The following is a 25,431-nucleotide window of genomic DNA, read 5'->3' as shown; positions in this document are numbered from 1 at the left end:
CATGCAAATAGGGGATCGACTGTCCAACCTGAGTAAATCAGGAGACTAGCATATACTGCCCCCCTTCTTACCGAGAAGGGGTAGCCAAACATTGATGGGATTGATGGGGGCTACGGTTTAAGCCGCAATGTCAGCGTCTTCTTCATCGGGTAAACCAAAGACTTGACGGAAGACCTTGCTGACTTTGTAACCAGAGTCGATCGACTCGAGGGGATCTTTTCTGAGGCGGTGACGTAGGCAAAGGGTGATCACTCGACGAATATCATCAACCGTGACTTCTGTCCGTCCTTCAAAGGCCGCAATAGCCTTAGCTGCACGGTTAGAAACAATATCACCTCGCAGACCATCGACGTCTAGTTCGGAACATACCTGCGAAATATTTACCCGTAGCTCATGATCAATATTGACGTTCGCAAGATTGTTTTGAGCATTAACAATCTTCTCCTGGAGTGCCTTTTGGTTATCCGTATGATTGTCCAAATAAGCGTTGGGCTCTTGATCAAACTGAGAGCGCTCTTCCACAATTTGCACTCGCAGAGTTGGATCTTTCACCGTATGAATTTCGGCATGCATTCCAAAGCGGTCAAGAAGCTGGGGACGCAACTCTCCTTCCTCGGGGTTACCAGACCCCACCAACACAAAGCGAGCTGGATGGCGAATCGAAATCCCTTCTCGTTCAACGGTATTCCACCCAGAGGCAGCTGAATCGAGCAATACGTCAACCAAGTGATCGTCCAGAAGATTGACCTCATCCACGTAAAGGATGCCACGGTTGGCCTTTGCCAATAATCCGGGTTCAAAGGCTTTAACCCCTTCTGCCAGGGCCTTTTCAATATCAATGGTGCCGCAAACCCGATCTTCCGTCGCCCCTAAAGGCAAATCCACCATGGGCACCTGCATTTGAGCGATGACTGGGGTTTGGCCACTGGCAGTTAAGGCTTTAACCTCATCGCTCATCAGTTCTGGATCTGTGGGATCACTGTTGAAGGGATCATCCGCCACCACATTAATCTCGGGCAGCAAGTTGGCCAAAGCTCGAATGGTTGTGGTTTTGCCGGTACCACGATCACCCATAATCATCACGCCACCAATTCGAGGATCAATGGTGTTGAGGATCAGCGCCAGCTTCATTTCTTCTTGGCCGACGATCGCCGTGAATGGGAAAACAGCGCGTGTAGGCGCTTTGGTCGCAGTAGAACTCACAGAAATACCTGATTTAGTAGCTTATATATCCAGTGTTTTCCATTGTGCCATATGGTTGTTCAGGGGCGTTAATCCGTTCAAGGCAATGGACTACGAAGCCAGTTGATATGCTCCAGAGGCCAAAATCGCAGATTGGCCCGACCAATTAAATTCGATAAGGGTAAAAACCCCCAAATATGGGAGTCATTGCTATTGTTGCGGTTGTCCCCCATCACAAAAAGGTGGCCTTCAGGTACTCGAACGGGGGCTAATTCATACTGAGGGGCTTCTGCAATGTAATTTTCAGAGAGGGGTTGACCATCCACATAGACTTGGCCATTTTGAACAGCAACAGTTTGCCCCCCTAGACCAATCACTCGTTTAATAAATGCCTGTTCAGGTGCATAACCCACGGCTTGCAAGGGTAATGGCGTATGGAAGACGACAATATCACCGGCTTCAGGTTGGCGGAGTCGATAGGAAAGCTTTTCAACCACGATTCGATCACCAGGCGTTAAGGTGGGCTCCATGGAGACGGAAGGAATGTAGCGAGACTCCGCCACAAATCCCCGAATCAGTAGGGCGAGGATTAGTGCGATCGCAAGGGTGAGGATATTGTCTTTCTGGGATTGCCACAGTTTACGCCACGGGGGAATGGGGGCTGCCTCAGGTGTGGGCCGATCCTCTGAGGTCATAGGGGTTCTCTCGTAAAATGGACAATCTTCTAGATCACTAGGGTACTCCTCAGTAGAGTCGTTTGAGGATATATTCCGTTAAATCAATTAGAGCTTGTCGGGAATCAGAAGCGGGAAGGAAGTCCAAATGATGAACGGCCTGATGGGCAAATTGTTCAGCCAGGGCCCGAGATTTAGGAATTCCTTGACTATCATTCACAAGGGCAATGGCTTCGTCTAGGTCTTCTTCCTCTTCCAAATGCCTATCAATCAAGACTTTGAGATAGGGCTTTTCTGCAATTGCAAACAGGACCGGGGCTGTTAGATTCCCGCTGCGTAGATCCGAACAAGCGGGTTTGCCCAGGGCATTTGTCGACCCGGTAAAGTCCAAAATATCATCGACAATTTGGAAGGCTAAGCCGACACAGCGACCATAGGCATATAAATCTTGGTTGACCTGCAAGGAGGTGCCGCTCAAGACTCCCGCAGCCTTGGCGCTGTTTGCCATTAAGGAAGCGGTCTTATAGTAGGACTTCTCCAGATAGGCTTCTAGGGTCAAGGATGTGTCAAAGCAGTTGATACCCTGCTGGATTTCTCCTTCCGCGAAATCTTTAATCACTTCAGACAGGAGCTTGACCACCTCTAGGTTATCTAAGTTCGCCAAATACCAAGATGCTTGGGCAAACAGAAAATCCCCTGCTTGAATAGCTATGCGGTTGCCAAACAGGCTGTGGACCGACGGTACTCCACGACGAACCCCTGAATCGTCTACCACATCATCATGGAGAAGGCTGGCAGTATGAATCATCTCGGTGATCTCTGCCAACCGTCGATGTCGAGGGGTGAGGTCTTGATCCGGGAGTAACGCTCTAGAGAGGAGGAGCACAATGGCTGGGCGCATCCGCTTCCCTCCAGCTTGAAACAGATGTTCAGCCGCAGCGAAAAGAACTGGATGTTGGGCGCGTACCAGGTCTTTGAGGTTATCCACCAATATGGCTAAATCGGCTTCAACTGGATCAAAAAGGGATGTTACTGAGGTCATTGATTTGCTTATCTCAGACGGTTATGAAATAAAGATTACAAAATTTTACATATGCTTATCACATTGTAACTCTCTTCGTTTACAAGAGGGTTTATAACCCATCAGGAATTCAAATCTCTATGAAGTTGCCGCCAGCAGTTCGTTGATCGCGTCCCTGTACGCTTGCTTTGCTTTAATCCCTTTGAACTCCTGTAATAAGGATTTATCCTGGAATACCTGCACTGTTGGGGTTCCTGTTATGGAGGCAGATTCGGCAATATCTGGATCTTCGGCAATGTCAATCTCCACGTAGTGCACCTGTCCTTCAAATTCATCAATGACGCGACTCAAGATCGGCTGGAGGATATGGCAGGGGCCACAGGTGGGAGAGGCATATTTGACTACGATGATGCGATCGCTCTCATGAAACAGCTTCCGCAAGGCAAATGCCCCTTGATGGCGAGTGGTGTTGGGATCAAACGCTGCCGACAGCTTGTACTCCGGCGGATGGGTCCCATCTTCCGTTTGTTCAGAGGCTTCCGATTGGTGAAACTCGTTTATCAAATCCTGAGACGATAACCAGCGCTCTGCTAATAAAGCCGCCATACACCCCGTTCCAGCAGCAGTAATGGCTTGTCTAAACTCATGATCTTGAACATCTCCAGCCGCAAACACACCGGGAATATTGGTGCTGACCGAATCGGGCTGAGTCAGGATGTAGCCCATCCCATCCAAATCCAGCTGCTGGGTAAAGAGTTGGGTATTGGGCTGGTGGCCGATGGCATAGAATAGCCCCCGCACCTGCAGCTCTTGGATCTCTGAAGTCTGGCGATTCCTGATTTTGAGTCCTTGCAGCTGTGTATCGCCAAAGACATCCACCACCTCGGTTTGCCAATGGACAGTAACTTTAGGATTTCGCATCACCCGGTCTTGCATGGCTTTGCTCGCTCGCATCTGCTCTGAGCGAACCAGTAGATGCACATGGGAACCATATTTCGTCAGATAAACCGCTTCTTCAGCCGCAGAATCTCCTCCCCCAACTACGGCAAGCTCCTCATTCTTGAAAATAGGTGTTGCCCCATCACAAATGGCGCAGGCCGAAATTCCTCGACTCCAAAACTCTTTTTCTGACGGCAAGCCCAATCGTTTGGCCGTTGCCCCGGTCGCAATAACTACACTATGGGCCTTCACCGTTCTTTCTTCAGACTGGATTACAAACGGGAACTGTTGGAAGTCAACGGATATGACATCTTCTGTGACAATCTCGCTTCCCCAACGTAAGGCTTGTAGCTTCATCTGATCCATCAATTGTGGTCCGGTAATCCCATCCGGGAAACCTGGGAAATTTTCCACTTCTGTGGTCGTCATTAGTTGCCCACCCGGTAGTCCCCCAGCCTGATATCCGGCAAACATAAAGGGCTTTAAGTTTGCTCGGGCAGCGTAAATAGCCGCCGTATAGCCAGCGGGCCCTGATCCAATGACCACCAAGTTTTCAATCGCTTCACTCATAAGAACAGTAAGGTAACGGCTGCGGATGGAGCATTGGCTTTTTGAGCCGTTTTGCAATTGTTCTAAAGCCTTTGACTCAAAAAATCTCCAACGCTTTACTATAGTGAAATTATTCCGCTGCCATCATCCGCTTAAAAAGTTTGCCCATGTCTGAGTCCCCCTCTACAAATAAACCTACTCCTCCCAGCATTTGGCGAACCCTGTCTGGCGCTGTTGTAGCTGGCACCATTGCGTTTCCTCTGGCCAAGCTGTCTTCTAAGATTGCCCAGTCTTTTGCGGAACATCCCTTCACCTCAGATAATCAAACAGCCGTCAAAATCGCCATCGCCCTTAAGACCTTAGTGGTGGGGTTAAGCACCTTAGCCACCGGAATTTTCTGCATGGCAGCCCTGGGCTTAGGCGCTCTATCCATCCAGATCTTCTGGCAAAATCTCACATCGTCCCCTACACCTTCTGAACCTGACCCCGTCGATCAGTCTGAACAATCATCGTGAGTTAACCGCTCTAATCTTGGTAGCATAGGAATTACTAAAAATATTTGCGCTATCCCCAGTCTCTGAATGGACGGCCATACGATTGGGGTCTCTTCTAGGTTTGGCTATCCAGAGGGTACAAACGCCTAGTAATATCAGAAAGGAGCAATTTAATGCTCTATCTGTGCAAACCCCCTCTCATACGGGTTGGTGCCTGGGGTTAGTTGCTGTTGAGATAGGATTTATAAAGGAAATCGTAGTTATGACCACTAAACCAGACCGTGTTGTTCTAATCGGCGTTGCCGGTGACTCTGGATGCGGTAAATCTACTTTCCTGCGTCGACTGGAGGATCTGTTTGGGGAGCAATTCATCACGGTTATTTGCCTTGATGATTACCACAGCTTGGATCGTTATCAACGGAAGGAAACGGGGATTACTGCTCTAGACCCTAGAGCGAATAACTTTGATTTGATGTACGAACAAATCAAAACCCTCAAAGGTGGTCAATCAATCGATAAGCCCATTTACAACCACGAAACAGGTCTCATTGATCCCCCTGAACGCATCGACCCCAACCACGTAATCGTGATTGAAGGTCTGCACCCTCTCTATGATGAGCGGGTTCGGGAATTGATTGATTTCAGCGTTTATTTAGACATCAGCGATGAAGTCAAAATTGCCTGGAAGATTCAGCGAGACATGGCAGAGCGGGGTCATACCTACGAAGATGTTCTGGCCTCTATCAATGCTCGTCGCCCTGACTTTGAGGCTTATATTGACCCACAAAAACAACATGCCGATGTTGTGATTCAGATCTTGCCAACTCAACTTCTGAAGGAAGAGAAGCCTGGCAGCATTCTGCGGGTCCGACTGATTCAAAAAGACGGTGTGCCTGATTTTGCCCCGGTCTATCTCTTTGATGAAGGATCTACGATCAACTGGGTGCCTTGTGGCCGTAAGTTAACCTGTTCTTATCCTGGTATTCGGATGGCCTATGGTCCCGATGATTACTACGGTAACGCTGTATCTGTTCTAGAAGTAGACGGTCAATTCGAGAAGCTGGATGAGGTCATCTACATTGAAGGCCATCTCAGCAACACTTCAACCAAGTTTGAAGGTGAGATGACGGAGCTGCTGCTCAAGCATCGGGATTATCCCGGATCTAACAATGGTTCTGGCTTGTTCCAGGTTATTGCTGGATTAAAGATGCGGGCGACCTATGAGAAATTGACTGCAACCAAGACGTCGGAAACAGTTGGCGTGTAGCCCATTCCTATCTATAGACTTCTAGATTCAGGTGTTGGGGCTGCTCTCAACGCCTGATTTTTTTGGGTTAACTGGGCATTGGCATTGATAGTGTGTCCTGACCATGGGGCAAAGACACCAACACATCTGCCAGGGGCTTGACCCGAGAGACATTGCTATGGACATTGATCTGATACACGGTGGACGAGGAAAGTTCCAGGGCTGTTAACCAACCACTGCCTGGATGGTAAGCGCCTGTATCAATCCCGAGCCAGCCTGCTCCTTGAACGATCTGGCCAGGTTCAACCCCTGAGAATGTGAAGGTCATGGTATGGCCGGTAATAATCATTCTGTCTGGGAAATAGGGCTGTGGCATATTGTGGAATTCCCGTCGAATCCAGCAGAATTCCTGGGCCGTCTGACGTTCTAACGGCAGATCTGGGTTAATCCCAGCATGGACGAGCCAATAATCTCCTAAATCGAGATGATTTGGCAGGGTTTTAATCCAACTCAAATGCTCCCAAAGATGCTGTTTGGAGCTGTAGCTTTGCAGGGTTTCTCGCCCCCCTGCCTGTAACCACATTTGCAACACGGATGAATTTGGGGAAAGATTCGCCAAAGCCGCTACCATCAGCTGCTCATGATTTCCTAACAAACAGGTGTAAGACTGTTCTCGGACAAAATCGACGACTTTAGAGCTATCAGGGCCTCGATCAATAAGGTCACCTAAAAAGTAGATTTGATCAGATTCGCCAATCTCAAGTAGGGATACTAGATCAAGTAACCCTTGATAGTGACCATGAATATCCCCGATGACAAATCGACGCAGTTGTTGTGCACTCATCCACAAATGCTATGCAAGGTCAAGGAGTAACAATAGCCATGCTATACGTTGAAAAGACTAAAATCTAAAGACAAAATCGCTAAAACTACAGTTACCACTACTCACAAGTATGACTGATTTGAGGTTAATTCGAGTAGTTATTTCTTAAGTTGATTATTCATCTATCAACTTTATGTCTATGAGGGACTATAATCCACAACTTTAGAGGTATCCGGATGGATTGTATACACTTGAACGGCATCCGCAGCTACGGATACACAGGGTTTTTACCAGAAGAACAAGTTTTGGGGCAGTGGTTTGAAGTTGATTTAGTCTTGTGGGTAGATTTAGCCGCGGCGGGTCGGAGCGATCGCATTGAAGATACGGTGGATTATCGCCAAACTATTGAGCAGGTAAAACAGCTGATTCACCAGTCCAAATATGCGTTAATCGAGCGCCTAGCAACTGCCATCGCTGAACAGCTACTGCACCACTCCAGCCTTGAAAAGGTCAGCGTCAAACTGACGAAAGTTGCTGCTCCTATTCCTGACTTTTCGGGTCGTATCACCATCGAAATAACGCGAAACCGGTCTTGAATAAAACTTTTCACCCTGTTCATTTTTCTAGAAGAGGCACCTCAAATCTAAGGGTGGCGAGCTATCTTTACCTTGAAGAAATTGATACTATTGGCTACGAGTGCAAATGTTCAAAGACGTATGTACTCAACCCACAAAAATCACACGTAATATCATATACTTAATATAAAGTTACATTAAGGTACTTACGGAGCCTTGATCCTATGAACCCATCAGATCCAGAACCAATGTGGGGCTTCACTGATTTTGCTGAAAACTTCAGCGGTCGCCTTGCAATGCTTGGTTTTTTCCTAGGCTTTGTTACTGAAGTCATTTCTGGCGAAGGAATGCTTGCACAAATTCTTTCCCTATTTAGTTACTAAAGTTTAGTAGCACAACTGTGTGACTCTTCTCATTGAGAAGCAGCATTGCTGCCATTCTCTAGCTGATTAGCCAATTTCTATCAAATTTCCAATATCTTTGCTCGCTTTGAGTAAGGATATTTTTTTTGCCAGCGATTATCCAGACATGGGGGGCAATCCTCGGCCCATATTCAACACCAGCATCATTACTTAGAGATCGGAACTTCGACTCTAGATAGAAACGGTTAACGCCCTAATCGTCTTCATGTTTAGGGTGTATTGCCCATAAATCGACGATTGTGATCCCAATATATGAACTGTCAACCCCTGTCCTAATCCATATAAACAGGAATTCGATTGACGGTTTGTAACAAAAACGTTAATATAGTTTACATAACGTTACAAAAGTCATTTCGTTGTGGTCAGTATTGATGTTCACCCACTATTCAACTTTAGAAAAGGCGTCTTTACACTCTGCCTCTAGTGTTTCTGCCATTGAATAAGCCGCAATGCTAGCCAAGTTTGAGTCAAGCCCCATCTAAGCACTATTAGTAACCTCATCTTTTAGTAGAAACATTTCAAAACTCTATCCCCAAAGGAAAGCCACAATGCCAGTCAATGAAAAGCCTCAACGTCCACGACCGAATCCCATCACCAGTATTTTGCTGTTTGTCCCTGCAATTCTGCTGATAGTGAACCTAGTTGTTCCTTTTATTACAGGACCACGCATTCCCAAAGTGCCCTACAGCTTCTTCCTTGAGCAAGTTCAAGATGAAGAAGTCGCCAGAGTTTCGGTTGGCCAGGACATTATTCGGTATCAAATCAAAAATGCGGATGATCAAGCAGGGCAACTCTTAGAAACCACCCCGATCTTCGACCTAGAACTGCCCAAGCTTCTCGAATCCAAAGGCGTCGAATTCGCCGCCACCCCTCCACCCAGCAACCGCTGGTTTACCACCCTCCTCAGCTGGGTCATCCCCCCCGTCATCTTCGTGGCCATCTTCCAATTCTTTAGCCGAGGCGGCATCGGTGGCGGTGGTCCCCAAGGTGCCCTCTCCGTCACCAAAAACAAAGCCAAAGTCTACGTCGAAGGCGACGACAACAAAGTCACCTTTGATGACGTTGCAGGCGTCGAAGAATCTAAAACCGAACTCGAAGAAATCGTCGAATTCCTCAAATCCCCTCAACGCTTCACCGAAATTGGAGCCAAGATTCCCAAAGGCGTCCTTCTCGTAGGTCCTCCCGGAACCGGTAAAACCCTCATGGCCAAAGCCGTCGCTGGTGAAGCAGGCGTCCCCTTCTTCAGTATCTCTGGTTCAGAATTTGTTGAACTGTTTGTCGGTACCGGTGCAGCCCGAGTCCGTGACCTGTTCGAACAAGCCAAAAAGAAAGCTCCTTGCATCATCTTTATTGACGAACTCGATGCCATCGGTAAATCTCGAGCAGGTGGAAATGGTTTTGTCGGCGGTAACGATGAACGAGAGCAAACCCTCAACCAGCTCTTAACAGAAATGGATGGCTTTGGGGCTGGAGATGCTACCGTTATCGTCCTGGCTGCTACCAACCGCCCTGAAACCCTAGACCCCGCCCTCCTGCGTCCCGGTCGATTTGATCGCCAAGTCCTCGTCGACCGTCCTGACCTCACCGGTCGTCTAGCCATCTTGGAAATCTACGCCAAGAAAGTCAAGCTCGGTGAAAACGTTGACCTCAAAGCCATGGCCACCCGTACCCCAGGCTTTGCTGGCGCAGACCTCGCCAACTTGGTCAATGAAGCCGCCCTATTAGCCGCCCGTCGAGGCAGCAAGGTGGTTGAAACCCAAGACTTTGCCGAAGCCATTGAGCGCGTCGTCGCCGGACTAGAGAAAAAGAGCCGAGTCCTCAACGACAAAGAGAAGAAGATTGTCGCCTATCACGAAGTCGGTCATGCCCTCGTTGGTGCCAAGATGTCCGGCACGGATCAAGTGGAGAAGATATCCATTGTTCCTAGAGGTATGGCAGCCTTAGGCTACACCCTCCAGGTCCCCACAGAAGACCGCTTCTTGTTAAACGAAGCTGAACTCAGAGGTCAGATTGCTACTCTACTCGGTGGACGAGCTGCAGAAGAAGTCATCTTTGGCAGCATTACCACGGGAGCCTCCAACGACTTACAGCGAGCCACGGACCTAGCCGAGCAAATGGTCACCTCCTATGGCATGAGTGAAGTATTAGGACCCCTGGCTTATGACAAGGGTCAGCAGAACAACTTCCTCGGTGGCGGCATGAATGCGAGACGAATGGTCAGTGATGAAACAGCCAAGGCCATTGATAAGGAAGTCAAGGGCATTGTCGAAACGGCTCATCAGGAAGCTCTGAGTATTCTCAAGGAGAATAAGGAATTGCTGGAGACGATTTCGGAGCAGCTACTGGAGTCAGAGGTGATTGAAGGCGAGGGTCTGCGACAGATGCTGGCTAAGGTTCATCCTGAATCCCATGTCCAGCAGACAGAAGAGCCTGTAGCGGTCTAGGTTGATATAGAAAAAATATTCCTTTGGGTGGCCCCATGTTAAGCATGGGGCCTTTTTCGATCGAGATGTGATTCAGAAAACTTTTTCTGTTGTCAGTATTTGCGGACAATTAGGTAGATCTAGATGAACGCTTTACAGTTGATTCCACAAAGTGGTAACCCATAAATAGGCGCGTGCATTACTTATAAACAAGGAAGGTTAATATGACTGCGAACGAAACCATGGCTCCAGATTTTCTGTTCCTCGCTTTCATAGGGGCTATTATTCTCATCATTTTTTTACAATCTCGTTCAATTGTTAAACAGCAAGTTACGGAGAAAGAACTAGAAGAAACCCAAGATCAAATTTCGTCATTAACCAATCAGATTGACAATATGACGGAAAATCGAGAACAACTCGCGGAGGCAGTGCAAAAAACCCAAGAAAAACTGGTCGTTATGTTTATGGCCTTGGAAGAGTCGAAACAGATGGCTGGCCTTTTGCCACAGGTTGAAGGCGACCAGCCCAATCTATTGGAAGGTGTGAAAGAGCAATTTGCAGGTATTCTTGAGCAACAAGACGATTGATCAAAATACCCATTTCAGTCTTGTTTCGCAATTGTGCTGGCAGGGTGACGGGTACAACTTATTGGAATTCAAGCAATCCATGGGGCTGGAAAGTAGATGCTTTCCAGCCTTCATGTTAGAAGCGATTAAAAGCGTAAGGCTCGTTGATGAATTGCTTGGGTCGCATGAGCCAGAGATTGATCTTTATTCAGGGCTGATGCTAATTGGTCAGCATGAATATACGAAATATCAGTCAGCCCCATGACCTTAAAAATGGCACTGAGATACGGTTCTAGAAAATCTCGATCTTCTCGTCCTGAACCTACCCGGTAATTATATTTTCGAGTGGTGATTACCAATAGCTTTTTGTCGGTTAGTTGTCCTTTGGGGATGCCATTGACGATTTGCAAGGTGCGATCGCGTCTAAATACCTGATCCAGATACGCCTTAAACGTAGACGGCACCGTTAGGTTGTACATGGGCATCCCCATCACATAGCAGTCGGCTGCAAACAGCTCATCGATCAGGGTATCGGAAAGTGCGATCGCAGCCTGCATCTCAGCTGTACGGTCCTCTGGTTCAGATTCATAAGCTGCAACCCAAGTCTCATCAATATGGGGAATGGGGAAACGGCCAATATCGCGATAAATGATCTGGTGATGGGGGTTGGCCTGTTGCCATTGAGAGACAAATTTTTGGGTAAGCTGGCGGGAGTAAGAGCCTTGGACGCGGGCACTGACATCCATATGAAGTAAGCAACGGGGCTTGGAGTCTGGAGAAAGCATACCTAACAGTCTACTTCTCTTGCCAAAATTAAGAATTGTAGTTAATAGAACCTGAAGATGTCGAGACAGTGCAAGTCTATTGGGTGGGATAACTAATCTCAGAGTAAGAGTCGTTGGTTCAACAGGAGTGACGTTGAGTGTTCAATACCATCCTGGTCGCCTTAGATAGCCCTGAAATTTCTGAACGGGTCATGCTGGCTCTCAAAAGTTTTCAATTGGATACTGTGGGGAAAGTGATTCTTACTCACGTCATTTCTACTAACGAAACAGGAGAAGAGCAGCCTGCAGATCGTCCTTACTCCGATCCACAAGGCGTATTTCGGCATATCGAAGAAGAACTACAAACCTATAAAGCATCGCTACCCTGTGACAGTAGCTTAGAAATCGTAACGGGTGATCCAGCCGAAGAAATTATCCGGGTCGCCAATATCTATGACGCTGATTTAATCCTCATTGGTAGTCGAGGGCTTACGGGAGTCACGCGAATTCTCCAACGTTCTGTCAGTAGCCAAGTCGTCAGTGATGCCTCCTGCTCAGTAATGGTGGTGCGTTAGAGGTTAGATTGCCGCCATTCTAAGAAAGCTTTTAGCCGCAAAAGCGTCAAACTCTGACCAGCATTGAGGGGTAGCAAGGAAACACCCTCTAGACGAGACTGCACCCATCTTTCGCCCCAAGACCATTCTTGAAAGCCATCCACCCCTTTGCTCAAGATGAAACGTAGGGTGTTGCTATCCACCACATCAATATGGTGCTGAATTTCGACGGGACCCAGCCAACTGGTAAAGACGGCTCCTGGTTTTAAGGTTGTGGGCAAATCATCTGAAAAGGTCTGGGGCCATAGCCACTGTTTAATTTGTGATCCTTTGGTTAAGGCATCTTGCAAGGCTGCTTCAGAAGCATTTATTTCAATTCTGAGCTTACTGGTTTGAAAACTGCCAAACATAGGGTTATGTCAAAAATAGATACGGTGGGTTGATCTAACTTGAATTATGGATAAAGAAAGGACAAACGATAGACTACAAAGTAATTAGTCTTCTCAATATAGGTTAACTCTATGTATCCTTTGGAAGCTCTGCTCTGGCCAGTCGATGTTACTGTTATGCCATTGTGGACTCTGTAACTTGCCCAAGATTAGGATAAAGCTAGAGGTACTAGTGTAGTGACAGCAAGGCTTCAAGAAGTAGACAAGCTATTTGCTTATTTCATGTTGGAAGGAAATTTTTCTTCTACTTATTTAGGATTGTTAGGCACCCAGTAATGGATACCTCCCGTCTTGAGTACACAGCGGAGGACCTGATCTCCCATAAATTGCAGCAGTCTGGAATTCTGGTAGCCAAGCCCAAATTCGACCGGGAAGGAACTGATCTTCTCGCTTTCTTAGACATGGGTGATAACGTCAAATTTTGCCGAATTCAATGTAAAGGGCGATCGCTTGCAAATTCTAATTCCAATGTGAAACTTCCGAAGTCTTATGTTACCGCAGGATTTGTCTTATTTCTCTACGTTGAAGAATCAGCTGCTGACTCTGGTCTATATTGTTTCTTTCAGTCCGACTTGGAGAGTTTGTCCGAGAATGCACGCGATGAATATATTCTCAGCCTTTTGAGGAATAACTACAAAGCTAAGCTAGAGAGATATAAATTCGACGATACAAAGATAAAACTAATACGCATCTTAATCAAACAAGCCGAATCCTCGGGAGAATTTAGACGCCTCGTCGGCTTAAACATAGCAGCGCAAGCGCAGCCCGCAACAGCAGAAATTTATTTAACTGTTGAGAATCCCGATGCTGGTGCCTGACGCCTCGTTGGAACTAATGTGCTAACTGCCACCTCGTTTGCACTCGTGGCAAACTCGTGCCGCCCTTAACGCACGATATGTTAAGCAGCACCGTATCATATGACTTATTTTGCCAGACAATACCTCATGTATTGCATCTGATGTATTGCTTGTCGGTTCTTGCAACACAGACTTGCTATGACTATTGAGCTCCACCACTTCTTTCCCAGACGCTTCTGGTGCTGGGAGCTTGCCCTGAGTTGGACCAGTTGAGGAGAATCCAAAAATTCATGTCGGACAGGGCAGGAAAACCGTAGATTCTTTGTCAAAAATTCAGTGTTGGAGCTGCTGTACGTGTGTGATGCATCTGAGGCAAAGAACGAATCAGCATATTTCTGTTACAGAAGCGCAAATGGGAATTCCGGTAGCTTAGAGGCAGTTGAAAAATGTGAAGGGGCTTCGTTGCGACTAATTGAATCTCACAACATAGTGCTTACGTTCAATGAAGGAAAGGAAAGACAACAACATGCCTGACACCCAATTTGCCGCTGGTTGTTCGTTGATAATGAGAAGTGGCGTATGATTAAATTTCGGATAGGCTGCAACTCCGAACATGCCTCTAAATTCAAGCGTTAGGGTTATTACAGCACTCAGGAATATCCGTTGGAGAATCTAGAACTTTTAATCGATCTGCATCAGCATAATGACCGTCAAGGGCCGGGTGGCAGGCCCGAAACAGAACGTGCCATCACTCTGGCAGCTCTCGACAAGTCACAGCATCTGAAAATTGCGGATTTGGGTTGTGGGACTGGGGCATCTACATTGTGTTTAGCAAACAAGCTAGATGCAGACATCACTGCAGTGGACTTTATACCTGAGTTTATTGAGATATTGCGACGGAACGCGGAAGCTAACAATCTGAGCCAGCATATTCACCCCAAAGTCGGCTCCATAGATGATCTGACATTTGCAGACAATGAGCTAGACGTTATCTGGTCTGAAGGGGCTATCTACAATATTGGTTTTGAAAAAGGGATTCACTATTGGCGAAAATTCCTGAAACCCAAAGGGGTACTAGCCGTATCGGAAATTACTTGGCTGACAGACCACCGACCCGATGAAATTCAATCTTATTGGGACACTCAGTACCCTGAGATAGATACTGCTTCGGCGAAAATGAAACTTCTGGAAAAAGCGGGCTACGCTCCATTGGGTTACTTTATGCTGCCAGAACACTGTTGGTTAGACAATTACTACCATCCGCTGCAAAGCAGATTTGATGAGTTTCTCAGTTGCCATGCCGATAGCGATGACGCGCAAGCCCTAGTAGAGGCTGAAAAGCAGGAAATCAAAGTGTTCGAAACGTTCAAAGCATACTTTAGCTACGGCTTTTATATTGCTAGAAAGCTTGCCTAGGATAACCCTAGTGGATTGATACTCGTACTTTGGGGTATGCAGGCTCTTAGAATTGGAAAAGTAGTATTCACAAATCCTCCCTGCCTTGGCTAAACAGCGACTGGATACCTTACTGGTTTCATTAGAGTTATGCACCTCTCGGCAGCAAGCCCAACGGGTCATCCGGGCTGGAGAAGTGAAGGTCAATGACCAAATTATTGATAAGCCAGGCACAGAAGTTCAACTAACGGCAGAGATTCAGGTTAAACAAAAATCTCCCTTTGTCTCTCGCGGTGGCCATAAGCTAGAAAAGGCTTTGGCTGAGTTTGCCATTCAGATACAGGATCGGATTTGTTTGGATGGCGGCATCTCCACTGGGGGGTTTACGGACTGTCTGCTGCAGGCCGGAGCCAAACAGGTCTATGGCATTGATGTGGGCTATGGGCAGGTGGCCTGGAAGCTCCGCAATGATCCTCGGGTCATCCTCAAGGAGCGCACCAATCTCCGCTATCTTCAGCCTGCTGATTTATATCCAGAAGAAGCCTCTATACCTGATTTAGGCGTGATTGATGTCTCGTTTATCTCTCTAACGAAAGTGTTGCCTGCCCTCTGGCAGCTTTTACAACCACCACGGGAAATGGTTTTGCTCGTGAAACCCCAATTTGAAGTGGGGAAGGACCGAGTGGGAAAACATGGTGTTGTGCGAGATTCACACGCGCATCGAGATGCGATCGCACAAGTCTACCAAGCTGCATCAGCGTTGGGCTGGCACTATGCAGGTGTAACCTGGTCCCCCTTACCTGGCCCGAAGGGCAACATCGAGTTCTTGTTATGGCTACAGCAAGAAGGCAGTGGTCCTTCGCCGCAAACATTTTTAGAGATTGCTGTAGATGCTCAGAAAAACCTTTCCCAATAGCCAAAGTGATGCTTCTTCAATAGATTTGGTATGAATGACAATTTCCTCACTATGGCATTGGTGGGATAGGACTAATCGTTTTCTATCCAGAATTTTTAGCCCGGTACAAGGCCATATCAGTACGCTAAACAAGAGTGCGTGTCTTCAAACCACCATTCGGAGAGGACTGGTCTTCGCCATATCTTTCGGACCTGACTGCCTGACAGAAGTATCTCAAAGCCTTTATTTTCATAGTCTTTGAGAAAAGAGTGGAGCGACATGTGAAGCTAGATTTAAGCACAAATCAGCGTTACTCAAATGTCAGGCTCCACCCAAATTTATCGTCAACTGTTCTCCTTTTTACGTCAACACAGCCATTATCGAGATTTGCGTCATCTCATGACCCTGGGATGGATGGTGAGCGCCTTAATCTGCAGTGAACGATTATGCTTATCTGCTTGGGAATCCTATGTCCCCTGCCGAGCAAAAAAAGCCCAAAGTGTCGAGCGTCGCTGGCAACGCTTTCTGTGCAATCCGCTCATTGATGTCCACAAACTGTATGTCCCTTTGGTCCTTCTAGCGCTTAAGAACTGGCGAACCCATCGCCTTTACCTAGCGATGGATACCACGGTTTTATGGAATGAATACTGCATGATTCATGTATCCGTTGTCTGCTGTGGCAGAGCAGTACCGTTGTTATGGAAAGTATTAGAGCACAAGAGTGCGGCGGTTGCTTTTGAGGAATATCAACCGCTATTGCGTCAGGCCCGTTGGTTATTACGGCAGCATCCAGATGTCATGTTGTTAGCAGATCGTGGGTTCGCGAACCATCAACTGATGAGCTGGTTACAGCAGAGCCGTTGGCATTACTGTCTGCGTATCCCATGTGATGTCCTTCTCCATGGCCCCCGTCAATGTCCAAGAGAAGTCCGTAGGTTATGGCCATCCAAAGGAGAAGCTCTCCTCTACCGTAATGTCGGGCTTTGGGATGATGGCCTCTATCGGTGCAATTTGGTACTGGCGAATATCCGAGGCGTAAAAGAACCATGGGCAGTGATTACAGATGAATCACCCTCGTTACAAACCTTGTGGCAATACGCCTTGAGGTTTCGGGTGGAAGAATTATTCCTCGATAGTAAATCTGGTGTGTTTGAGCTTGAAGAGTCGAAAATTCGCTGTGCTGATGCTCTGGAGAGGCTGTACCTGATTGCTGCTGTGGCACTGCTATACAGCACGGCTCAGGGGATGGCTGTTCATATTAAAGGGCTACGCCAACAGGTTGATCCCCATTGGCACAGAGGCATTAGCTATCTCAAGATTGGATTGCGGTGGCTCAAGGGGGTGGTCCATAAAGGACGGGAGTTGTTGATGCCAGTCCCCTTATTCACCAAGGATCCGCAACCGTGTTTTGCCTCTAAAAAAGCTCAAAAGAAACACTACAACAAAATCTGGTTCTCTCGTATCCGCTCTCTACAGTGCAAAGCTTTATGAGCTATGGAATACAAAGATCTGTCAGGCAGTCAGCTTTCGGACTTTGCTAGTGGCACAATCCTCTTCTGCACTATGTGTGATCTCCAGAATTTAAACCTATACCTCGTCCAGCCAGATATCAATAGAAAATTAGCCTGTTTTTGCCATTTTTGTTCATTTATGCCAGCAAAAATTATCCCAGCTTACTCGGATCAGGTCTTAGATAAAAATTTATTTTGAGGGCGTTTATATCCGTTATTTCTCTGTAGTTTAGAATGGAGATTAGATCAACTGCTAGATATTTCCTTGACACGATCCCGTAATCTCAAGTAGCTTGCAGACGATGCTATACCAACGTCTAGAGTTATTAAGGTTTGGGCTATGGGTTGTATCAAGTTTTACAAGATAATCAAAACAAATCGATTTTGGCTCTTTTCATTGATGCTGAACAGAAAAGAATAGAAATGATTGAGTTATCAACTATTCTCTGTTTAGAATGTAATTGTGTTGTTACACCCATTCACTCCATATGTCTGAGCAAGCAGTCTTTCCTCATCAAGATCTAACTAAGGAAATCGCTGTGCTGAAAAAGCAGCTAGCCATTGCTCTCAAATTCCATCACAGCAAGACCATCGAGAAATTGCCCAAAGAGGTTGCAATGCAAGTGATGGGAGAGGTTTGGGCATCTTGTCATCCAGAGGCAGAACAAGCGACTCTTAACCCCAAAACGACCTACACTCCGTCTGAGCCTGTTATTTGTGATGATGTTCCCCTCACAAATAGTAAAACGATATATCTGTAGGTATTAACGTTAATATACCTACCCTGCTCTGCAAGAATGTGCTATGGGTTAAGTGAATTTGTAGAAAAAGGCTTCAGCCATCCTCGATTTAGAGCTTGATCGAGGATGATGCGATCGCAACTAAACACCACCCAACTCTCTACAGCCATCAGCACAAACGGCAATACCGCATCAGTGATACCAAATCCCGTATCAATCTGAGCCAGCCCTCGAACCAGACTAAAAGCCAAGACAACACCAGATTTAAGTTGGGGGTTCTTATCTTGGCGAATGGCATAGCGATACGTCACCCCAAATAGCAGCCCAGAAATCGCTACACTCGCAAGAGAGCCACTCAGGGTAATCCAGCTTTCTGGCAATATTGAGACTGCGATGGGCCATTTTGCCAGCCCCTTATTCATGACTAGCAAAATCGTAAAAACCAATATTGCCCCACTGGCGCACAATCCCCCAGCTTTGAGGGACTCAACCCGTTCTTGCGGCGTAAAAGGGGGTTGTTCCACGGGGATGATGAACCGTTTGGGTAGGGGTACTAGGGCGTGTCAGACTCACTCGCTTCTTGTAAGGCTGTGCGACGAATCAGGTTGTGGAGACGAGGCCAGAGTAGCCAGGCCGCAATTGCCAGCAATACAAATAGTCCAAACTGAGACACGCTGCTAACCAAGCGGGATAGGGGAATGATTTCACCGGCAAAGTAAGCCAGGGTTACCATCACCAAGGCCCACAAGCAGGCCCCTAAGGTATTGAAAAACGCAAAGCGGGGAAAGGGCATCTCAGCAATACCCGCGAGAGGGCTGGCAAAAATCCGCAGTAGCGCCACAAATCGCCCGATTAAGACGGTCCGAGCGGCATTCGTGCTGAACCCGTCTTTAATTTCTAAAAGACGCTCTTCAGACATATTGACGAGGCGACCCGCCCTCGATAACAAAGACCAACCGCCAAAATGTCCCACCCAATAGCCACAGGTGCCGCCGATGGTTGAACCTGCGATCGCACTGCCCAATACGCCAAAGTAATTCAGATCCCCTTCACCTGCAAGAAAGCCGCCTACCAGAACAATTGCTTCACCTGGTAAAGGAATTCCCAAATTTTCGAGCATTATTCCGAAGCAGACAACCCAATAGCCATACTGGTGGGCTAATGTTTGCAAAGTGTCTAACGAAATCCAGTCCATAGACCTTTATACAAACTGTTAACAATGTTACGTTTCTCAATCTTGGCTTGTGGACTCTAACTTTGTCAATCCAAGTCCATGTAAGCCTTAAAGCCACGTTAACTAATTTTACGAGATCCGGCGATAGATCGCACAAAGGCGACTGGGAGAAAATACTTTGGCCTGGAACATAAAGTTGGGGGGCACGTTGATGATCACGTAATCTTCTGACTCGTGATACTGCTCAAACAGCTGGGGCATCCCTTTGGGGGTATTTTCGCTGTAGGGAACGGGCTGAAAAATTAATTCGGTAAACTCAACGGCTTCTGACTGAGATTCACGGGCGACTTGCTGGAGGAATCCTTCATTGTTGAGCAGATTGAACAAAGCTGCTTTGATCTCAGGATCAAGGGTGAAACTGCCATCAAAGTTATCAATGATTTTAAGGTTGGCCATGGGGAGTGAATAGCAAATATTTTGTGGCTCACTTTCCAGCGTAGAAGATTCTTGGATCCCTGTCAGCTGGATATTGCAGACAACTGTAAGCTAGTCAAAATAATTCGAGCATCTATAGTTGTCTTACATGTCGTACAAGCAGCCATGTTAACTGTCAGATTAGATCCTGAAACAGAGCAGCAACTAGCGGATCTCCTTGCCCATGCACCTGATAGCAATCGGAGTGAGTTAATTAAGCGATTGCTCAAAGAGCGCTGGCTCACGCTTTATTTAGACCGTCCTTTTGTCGAACGTCGAGGAGGGCATCCCAAGTATCTGTTGCAAGATGCGCCACCTGATTTATCAGAACGATCGGTTCGCAAGCAAGCTATTGCCAGCTATCTCAAAAAGCGGCATTCATGACTTATATGAATCAGAATGGATGGAGACAGAGTATCAAAACGAATGCTGATTACGAAACACACTAATAAAATTTTAAAGGTCGATTTACAGGAATGGTATGACCATTGTCGGGGCATATTTGTAATCAGAGCTTTTCCTGTTATTGGTGTGTTAATTATCCTTTGCGGAAATATCTTCTCTCCCAGGGTACATTTAAGTTGTAATCATACACCCGTTGATTCATTTTTTTCTGAGCGTACTCAAGTCGTTTGTAGACTTACCGAATCAAACATACTGAACGAGAAAATCACACAGATTGAGCATCTTCAGAGAGCTAAAGCTGGCCATCACGGGCGTAAGCACAGAATCGGGGATGTATGGCTCAAAGAAAAACGGGTCAAGGACAATAGATCCTGTACCCGAATCAAAAACTTGTCATGAGCCTAACATCGCAATTGCCAACCGTACTAGAGCATCACGAATTTCTAGAACAGGTCGAAGCACTCAAAGAAGCACCCAGCCTGAGTCAGATGGTTTATATCGTTCTGCAAATGGGTTTGTTTTTGGCTCGCTGGCTTCTGGAGGATGAACTCTCACGGCGAGCAAAAACAGTATTGGAATGGCCGAGGTGTCCCACTTGCGGAACCCGCTTGCACTCGAAGGGATGGGAATCTCGTCAGATGCAGACACTGGTGGGAAATATTGCCTGAAAGCGACGGGTGGGTCGTTGTCCCCACAGGTGTCCAGGTAGTCTATCCGCTCCTTTGGATCAATCCATTGGGATTACCTCCTATCAGCACAGCAGTGAAGAATTGGTTCGTCTAGGCTGCTTGTTAAGTCTATTTATGCCCTATGAACTGGCCAGTTGGATGCTGAGTCAGTGGAGTGGTTTATCCGTCAGCTCATCAAGCTTGTGGAGTTGGGTGCAAGTCATGGGCAACAAAGCTTATCAGGAGCTAGAGACTCAACTCAAAGCTCAAGCCTCAGGTGACCAGACTCCTTGTGAAGCGATTTCAGAGGTGTTGTCTGTTCTACCTTTGGCCATTGCTGCTGACGGTGTGATGGTGCCCTTTCGCCCCACCCCGAAAACCCCCAAGGGAAAAATCCAGTGGCGAGAAGTCAAAGTTGCTATCTTAGCCCGCCTAGGAACACGGGCACCCGAGCACAAAAGCGTGTCCCCCAACTACTACGTCGAAGACTGGTGGCAGTATTGGGCGATATCGACCAGTTCATCCCCTTACTGCACCTCGAAGCCCGCAAACAAGACTTTGAATCGGCCCCAAGCGTCATCTGGTTGAGTGATGGGGGGCGAGGCTTCTGGCGAGTCTACCGCACCTTGTTCTCTCACTGTGCTGTGGCAGTTCTCGATTTCTTTCATGCAGCAGGCCATCTTGCACGAGCAACAAAAGCGATGTTTGGGGATGCTCGCTCTGCTCAAGCCCAAGCCTGGTTTCGGCGCTGGCGACACCAATTGCGACATGGGCAACACCTATTAGTATTGCGGTCCTTGACGATGTTGATTCACTCACAATTGTTTACGGGCAAATCTTTTACGACGTTGCTCCAGGTACAGGCTTATTTCCAGCGCCATCTGCGACACATCCAATATCGCCACTTTGAACAACTACAGATACCGCTGGGGTCAGGAATGGTCGAAAGTGCTTGTAAGTGGCTGATTCAACAGCGCTTTAAGGGGGTTGGTATGCGCTGGAGTGAGGATGGTTTCAATCATCTACTCATGCTGCGGCTTGCCTGGGTCAATCAACGGTTTGACTCCCTATTCCCAGGGGTAACCATTCCGAAGTCTAAGGCATCCCCGATCCATTAGCTACGCCCCTGGCCATCACAGATATCGTGATAATTATGGAATTCGTCGTGTTGTTCTTATTACTAATCGCAAAAAAATACCTCTCACTCCAGATTATTACAGGAAATCAGTAGTTTCTCAACAGGTTGCTGAGATTAAAGAATTTATCAATAATCCTGGAGATGCCACTCTCAATATTTATGAGGAACATCGCTGGGGTTATTACCTAGCAGGATTTGCTACTATTATTTTAGGGATTTACTTTGTTTTTTATAAATCATTAAAATCCTGTACTTTTGACAAAAACTCCGATCGATTATATCTGGAATACCAGAATAGTCTGCTCCAAACAGCTGTTCGCGAAGAAAGTCTGGATGACATCAAAAAGATCAGCTTTACGGAATCCACTGATGGTGAGGGCAGGGAGGTTTACCATACAAATATTGTGCTCAGTTCAGGTGAACTTATCTCTTGTAGCTCAGTCAAAGATGACTGTGAAATTACCCAAACTATCAACCAGTTTTTGGGAATAGGTAATTCCGTAGATAGCTGATTCAAAATTTAATACTTAGACCTAACTGGTGTTTTTTTGGTTTAAGAGTGATCGCTATTTTTGATTGTTTATAAATTGGTGATAGTGTGACCTCTGATCGTGATTCTGATATCTAAAAAATATTAAAAACTGTCTTTTGAGCGTACTTCTAGGTCGAGCTAAGGGTTATCTAAACTGATTGACAATCTCTTCATAAGTTAATCGCCAGAAATTAATGTTCTTTCTACAATATCCGTATTGTCATAAAGTACGCATCACTCAGTGGCATTCATGACTTCTATGAACCAGAATGGATGGAGACTAGAGTATCAAAACGCATGCTGATTACGAAACACACTAATCAAATTTTACAGGTCGATTTACAGGAATGGTATGACCGTTTTCGGGGCATATTGATAATCAGAGCTTTTCCTGTTATTGGTGTGTTAATTATCCTTTGCGGAAATATTTTCTCCCCAAGGATACATCTAAGTTGTAATCATGCAACCATTGATTCTCTTTTTTCTAAGCATACTCAAGTTGTTTGTAGTCTTACCACATCAAACATACTGCATGAGAAAATCACGCAGATTGAGCATGTGAAGAACGCTAAATTGGACTATTGCAGATTTTGTGACAGCGGTGGAGTATTTAGAGTTGTCCTTGTCGCTAATCGCGAAAAAATACCTCTCACTCCAGATTATATTTATAGAAAGTCAGTGGTCTCTCAACAAGTTGCTGAGATTAAAGCGTTTATCAATAATCCTGGAGAAGCAACTCTCAATATCTGTGAGGAACATCGCTGGCTTTATTATCTAGTAGGATTTGCGACTACTATTTTGGGTGTCTATATTGCTTTTTATAAATCATTAAAATCCTGTACCTTTGACAAAAGCTCTGGTCAATTGCATTTGGAATACCAGAATAGTCTGTTTCAATCTGCTGTCCGAGAAGAAAGTCTGAATGACATCCATAAGATCAACTTCAAGGAATCAACTGGTGATGAGGGCAAGGATTATTACCATACAGAAATCATGTTCAAATCAGATGAAATCATCTCTTTCCGTTCAGTAAAAGATGATAGTGAAATTGTCCAAACTATCAACCAGTTTTTGGGTGTAAGTGATTCTATAGATAGCTGAAGTAGAAGTTCAATTAGCAGACCTATCAGGTAGTTTTGTGAATTTAAGCTTAATCACTATCGCAGTCTCCTGAGATATCAGTGCGATTGCCACCCTCAACAGCAATTATGATATCTCCCCTGTGGAGTATGCTGTTAAGGCTCAATGATTAACCAACCCAAAAGATAATCCCACTACAGGTTAATCTGATTGGGTATGAATATGATGGATTGATGAGCCTGCTGCACCGTCCCTATTTTTGGTTTTTCTCGTTTACGATTCTGTTTTTGTTGTCCCTCGATTTTTGGCGATGGGATCAGGGGATATCCCTTTCTTTGTTCCAGTTACCGAGCTGGCTGTTTTACTTTGTGATTTTGCAAGGGGGACTAGTTCTGGCCGTCGCAGGGGCCTCTTCCACCCTTTGGCAAAAGACGGAGAGGGACCAGTAGGCCATGGAAACACTGATTCCCTATATTGCCATTGCAACCTACTTACTCGTTACCCTAGGCATCGGCCTGATCGGGTATCGCCAACAAAAGAATACCGTCGAAGATTTCTTTTTGGCCAACCGCAACATCGGCCCTATCCTCCTCTTTTTTACCCTGGCCTCCACCAACTTCAGCGCCTTCTTTTTCCTGGGATTTGCTGGAGCAGGCTATCGCATTGGCATTAGCTACTATCCAATGATGGCCTTTGGCACAGGGTTTGCCGCCCTCAGCTTCTATTACATTGGCTACAAAGCCTGGTTGCTCGGCAAGCAGAAAGGCTTGATTACCCCCTCGGAACTAATCCAAGATCGCCTGCCTAGCCAGCCTCTCAAGCTCCTGTTTATGGCCGTAATGGTCATTTTTACCTTGCCCTATCTCACCCTTCAGCCCATTGGAGCCGGATATCTCCTCGAAAGCTTAACGGGCGGAGCGATTCCCTATCTGTGGGGAGCGTCCCTATTGACTGTGGCCATTGTCTTCTACGTGTTTTTGGGCGGGATGAAAAGTGTGGCCCTGACGGATGTACTGCAAGGGGTGCTGATGTGCGTGCTGATGCTAGTGGCCGTGTTTGCTATTGCTCAAGGGTTAGGGGGCTTCTCGGTCGCCAACCAAACCGTCTACGACCTCAAACCCGCGCTATTTTCCCGGAGCGGTTTAGATCAGTCCTTTACCCCCAAGACTTGGTTTAGCTACATGTGCCTGTGGTCTTTTACCTTGCCCATGTTTCCCCAGATGTTTATGCGGTTTTACAGTGCCAAAAGCCCTCAGCCCTTAAAGATCTCGGTCTTGCTCTATCCGATAGTGGCTGGGGTGCTGTTTATTTGCCCGGTACTGATTGGGGTTTGGGGACATATTGCTTTCCCGGATTTAGTGGGCAAAGCTGCAGATCAGATTTTTCCGATGATGCTGACGAAATATACTTCTACTGGGCTATCTTCCCTGGTGATGGTAGGAGCATTGGCAGCCTTTATGTCCACCATGGACTCCCAGCTTCTGGCCTTAAGTTCCATGCTGACCCGTGATGTCTATACCGCCTACTTCCGCAAAGATGCCTCTTTAACTGAACAGACGCTTGTCGGTCGAATTTGGGTGATTGTTTTAGCTGGTATCGGCTTAGGAATTGCGGCCAACCCCCCAGAGACCATTTTGGCCTTTGCCACCCAAGCCTTTACTGGATTATCGGTGTTGTTCCCCACCGTGATCGCAGCGTTGTATGGCCGCAATGTCAGGGCTTCGAGTTGTCTCGTCTCCATTGTCGTGGGTGAATTGGCGGTATTAGGAGTGCAGATCAAAGTGATTCCCTCTAGCTGGATGCTGGGCTTTTTACCCGTTGTCCCCATCGTGGCCCTATCGGCCTTGATCATCATCTTGGGGTCTGTCTTTTCCCCAACCCCGGCGCATCAACCGAGCGACAATCACTACAGACCATCAGACAAAACCTATTGAGAAAGAG

At 46.7% G+C, this 25,431-nt stretch carries 26 protein-coding genes and 1 pseudogene; 17 read left to right on the top strand and 10 right to left on the bottom strand.

Features of this window, described 5'->3' with window-relative positions:
* Window positions 1–117 precede the first annotated feature (117 nt).
* From bchI to trxB, 4 genes are all read right to left on the bottom strand, one after another.
* Complete coding sequence (gene bchI / locus ON05_RS05835; RefSeq protein ID WP_139026017.1) at window positions 118–1,203, bottom strand: magnesium chelatase ATPase subunit I; 1,086 nt, start codon at window positions 1,201–1,203, stop codon at window positions 118–120.
* A 77-nt stretch (window positions 1,204–1,280) separates the two neighbouring features.
* Window positions 1,281–1,877 (bottom strand): signal peptidase I, encoded by a 597-nt coding sequence (gene lepB, locus ON05_RS05830; RefSeq protein WP_010477999.1) that lies wholly within the window; start codon window positions 1,875–1,877, stop codon window positions 1,281–1,283.
* Between the two features lie 49 nt (window positions 1,878–1,926).
* On the bottom strand, window positions 1,927–2,898 hold the full coding sequence (sds, locus tag ON05_RS05825) for a solanesyl diphosphate synthase (RefSeq protein ID WP_010477996.1): 972 nt from the start codon (window positions 2,896–2,898) through the stop codon (window positions 1,927–1,929).
* A 117-nt stretch (window positions 2,899–3,015) separates the two neighbouring features.
* The gene (gene trxB / locus ON05_RS05820; RefSeq protein ID WP_010477994.1) at window positions 3,016–4,386 is read right to left on the bottom strand and encodes a thioredoxin-disulfide reductase; all 1,371 of its coding nucleotides are present in this window, start codon (window positions 4,384–4,386) and stop codon (window positions 3,016–3,018) included.
* Between the two features lie 146 nt (window positions 4,387–4,532).
* Here trxB and ON05_RS05815 point away from each other — a divergent pair, with 146 nt between their 5' ends.
* Together ON05_RS05815 and ON05_RS05810 are read left to right on the top strand one after the other, a co-directional pair.
* Window positions 4,533–4,880: a DUF3082 domain-containing protein gene (locus tag ON05_RS05815; protein ID WP_010477992.1), complete on the top strand. Its 348-nt coding sequence runs from the start codon at window positions 4,533–4,535 to the stop codon at window positions 4,878–4,880.
* A 241-nt stretch (window positions 4,881–5,121) separates the two neighbouring features.
* Window positions 5,122–6,126 carry a phosphoribulokinase gene (locus ON05_RS05810; RefSeq protein ID WP_010477991.1) on the top strand — a complete coding sequence of 335 codons (1,005 nt, stop codon included), beginning with the start codon at window positions 5,122–5,124 and terminating at the stop codon, window positions 6,124–6,126.
* Window positions 6,127–6,193: 67 nt separating this feature from the next.
* On the opposite strand, the gene ON05_RS05805 is transcribed toward ON05_RS05810, so the two are convergent.
* Window positions 6,194–6,949, bottom strand: a complete 756-nt coding sequence (locus ON05_RS05805) for a metallophosphoesterase family protein (protein ID WP_010477989.1) — start codon at window positions 6,947–6,949, stop codon at window positions 6,194–6,196.
* Window positions 6,950–7,164: 215 nt separating this feature from the next.
* Between ON05_RS05805 and folB the strand changes: the two genes are divergently transcribed.
* The 4 genes from folB to ON05_RS05785 all read left to right on the top strand — a co-directional run bounded on the left by folB (window position 7,165) and on the right by ON05_RS05785 (window position 10,935).
* The gene (folB, locus tag ON05_RS05800; protein WP_010477988.1) at window positions 7,165–7,524 is read left to right on the top strand and encodes a dihydroneopterin aldolase; all 360 of its coding nucleotides are present in this window, start codon (window positions 7,165–7,167) and stop codon (window positions 7,522–7,524) included.
* A 203-nt stretch (window positions 7,525–7,727) separates the two neighbouring features.
* Window positions 7,728–7,886: a high light inducible protein gene (locus ON05_RS05795; RefSeq protein WP_010477987.1), complete on the top strand. Its 159-nt coding sequence runs from the start codon at window positions 7,728–7,730 to the stop codon at window positions 7,884–7,886.
* A 587-nt stretch (window positions 7,887–8,473) separates the two neighbouring features.
* Window positions 8,474–10,369 carry an ATP-dependent zinc metalloprotease FtsH gene (gene ftsH4, locus ON05_RS05790; RefSeq protein ID WP_010477986.1) on the top strand — a complete coding sequence of 632 codons (1,896 nt, stop codon included), beginning with the start codon at window positions 8,474–8,476 and terminating at the stop codon, window positions 10,367–10,369.
* Window positions 10,370–10,572: 203 nt separating this feature from the next.
* The gene (locus ON05_RS05785) at window positions 10,573–10,935 is read left to right on the top strand and encodes a hypothetical protein (RefSeq protein ID WP_010477985.1); all 363 of its coding nucleotides are present in this window, start codon (window positions 10,573–10,575) and stop codon (window positions 10,933–10,935) included.
* A gap of 125 nt (window positions 10,936–11,060) precedes the next feature.
* On the opposite strand, the gene ON05_RS05780 is transcribed toward ON05_RS05785, so the two are convergent.
* Window positions 11,061–11,699 carry an FMN-dependent NADH-azoreductase gene (locus ON05_RS05780; RefSeq protein ID WP_010477984.1) on the bottom strand — a complete coding sequence of 213 codons (639 nt, stop codon included), beginning with the start codon at window positions 11,697–11,699 and terminating at the stop codon, window positions 11,061–11,063.
* 137 nt (window positions 11,700–11,836) lie between these two features.
* On the opposite strand from ON05_RS05780, the gene ON05_RS05775 reads away from it, so the two are divergent.
* Window positions 11,837–12,253 (top strand): universal stress protein, encoded by a 417-nt coding sequence (locus ON05_RS05775; RefSeq protein WP_010477983.1) that lies wholly within the window; start codon window positions 11,837–11,839, stop codon window positions 12,251–12,253.
* Here ON05_RS05775 and ON05_RS05770 read toward each other — a convergent pair.
* A complete protein-coding gene (locus ON05_RS05770; RefSeq protein WP_010477982.1) occupies window positions 12,250–12,642 on the bottom strand; it encodes a hypothetical protein in 393 nt (130 codons plus the stop codon). The genes ON05_RS05775 and ON05_RS05770 overlap by 4 nt on opposite strands.
* 314 nt (window positions 12,643–12,956) lie before the next feature.
* Here ON05_RS05770 and ON05_RS05765 point away from each other — a divergent pair, with 314 nt between their 5' ends.
* The 5 genes from ON05_RS05765 to ON05_RS05745 all read left to right on the top strand — a co-directional run bounded on the left by ON05_RS05765 (window position 12,957) and on the right by ON05_RS05745 (window position 18,040).
* The gene (locus ON05_RS05765; protein ID WP_010477981.1) at window positions 12,957–13,499 is read left to right on the top strand and encodes a hypothetical protein; all 543 of its coding nucleotides are present in this window, start codon (window positions 12,957–12,959) and stop codon (window positions 13,497–13,499) included.
* Between the two features lie 642 nt (window positions 13,500–14,141).
* The gene (locus tag ON05_RS05760) at window positions 14,142–14,894 is read left to right on the top strand and encodes a class I SAM-dependent methyltransferase (RefSeq protein ID WP_010477979.1); all 753 of its coding nucleotides are present in this window, start codon (window positions 14,142–14,144) and stop codon (window positions 14,892–14,894) included.
* Window positions 14,895–14,979: 85 nt separating this feature from the next.
* Window positions 14,980–15,789, top strand: a complete 810-nt coding sequence (locus tag ON05_RS05755) for a TlyA family RNA methyltransferase (RefSeq protein ID WP_010477977.1) — start codon at window positions 14,980–14,982, stop codon at window positions 15,787–15,789.
* Between the two features lie 297 nt (window positions 15,790–16,086).
* Window positions 16,087–17,259, top strand: a complete 1,173-nt coding sequence (locus ON05_RS05750) for a transposase (RefSeq protein ID WP_010474356.1) — start codon at window positions 16,087–16,089, stop codon at window positions 17,257–17,259.
* A 508-nt stretch (window positions 17,260–17,767) separates the two neighbouring features.
* Window positions 17,768–18,040 (top strand): hypothetical protein, encoded by a 273-nt coding sequence (locus ON05_RS05745; RefSeq protein WP_010468521.1) that lies wholly within the window; start codon window positions 17,768–17,770, stop codon window positions 18,038–18,040.
* 41 nt (window positions 18,041–18,081) lie between these two features.
* Here ON05_RS05745 and ON05_RS05740 read toward each other — a convergent pair whose 3' ends face one another.
* The 3 genes from ON05_RS05740 to ON05_RS05730 all read right to left on the bottom strand — a co-directional run bounded on the left by ON05_RS05740 (window position 18,082) and on the right by ON05_RS05730 (window position 19,649).
* Window positions 18,082–18,543: a hypothetical protein gene (locus ON05_RS05740; RefSeq protein WP_010468523.1), complete on the bottom strand. Its 462-nt coding sequence runs from the start codon at window positions 18,541–18,543 to the stop codon at window positions 18,082–18,084.
* Window positions 18,544–18,572: 29 nt separating this feature from the next.
* On the bottom strand, window positions 18,573–19,214 hold the full coding sequence (locus ON05_RS05735) for a DedA family protein (RefSeq protein WP_010468525.1): 642 nt from the start codon (window positions 19,212–19,214) through the stop codon (window positions 18,573–18,575).
* A gap of 108 nt (window positions 19,215–19,322) precedes the next feature.
* On the bottom strand, window positions 19,323–19,649 hold the full coding sequence (locus ON05_RS05730) for a hypothetical protein (RefSeq protein ID WP_010468527.1): 327 nt from the start codon (window positions 19,647–19,649) through the stop codon (window positions 19,323–19,325).
* A 144-nt stretch (window positions 19,650–19,793) separates the two neighbouring features.
* Between ON05_RS05730 and ON05_RS05725 the strand changes: the two genes are divergently transcribed.
* The 5 genes and pseudogenes from ON05_RS05725 to ON05_RS05705 all read left to right on the top strand — a co-directional run bounded on the left by ON05_RS05725 (window position 19,794) and on the right by ON05_RS05705 (window position 25,424).
* Window positions 19,794–20,051: a hypothetical protein gene (locus ON05_RS05725; RefSeq protein ID WP_029314952.1), complete on the top strand. Its 258-nt coding sequence runs from the start codon at window positions 19,794–19,796 to the stop codon at window positions 20,049–20,051.
* A gap of 416 nt (window positions 20,052–20,467) precedes the next feature.
* A pseudogene (locus ON05_RS05720) lies at window positions 20,468–21,858 on the top strand (ISKra4 family transposase).
* An 825-nt stretch (window positions 21,859–22,683) separates the two neighbouring features.
* Window positions 22,684–23,511, top strand: a complete 828-nt coding sequence (locus tag ON05_RS05715; RefSeq protein ID WP_029315076.1) for a hypothetical protein — start codon at window positions 22,684–22,686, stop codon at window positions 23,509–23,511.
* Between the two features lie 212 nt (window positions 23,512–23,723).
* Window positions 23,724–23,939 (top strand): hypothetical protein, encoded by a 216-nt coding sequence (locus tag ON05_RS05710; protein ID WP_010471152.1) that lies wholly within the window; start codon window positions 23,724–23,726, stop codon window positions 23,937–23,939.
* Between the two features lie 3 nt (window positions 23,940–23,942).
* A complete protein-coding gene (locus tag ON05_RS05705) occupies window positions 23,943–25,424 on the top strand; it encodes a sodium:solute symporter family protein (protein WP_010471154.1) in 1,482 nt (493 codons plus the stop codon).
* Window positions 25,425–25,431 lie beyond the last annotated feature (7 nt).

The sequence above is a fragment of the Acaryochloris sp. CCMEE 5410 genome, assembly GCF_000238775.2.
Taxonomy (GTDB): domain Bacteria; phylum Cyanobacteriota; class Cyanobacteriia; order Thermosynechococcales; family Thermosynechococcaceae; genus Acaryochloris.
Note: the sequence above shows the minus strand (reverse complement) of the source record. Positions and strands in the feature narration are given on the sequence as shown.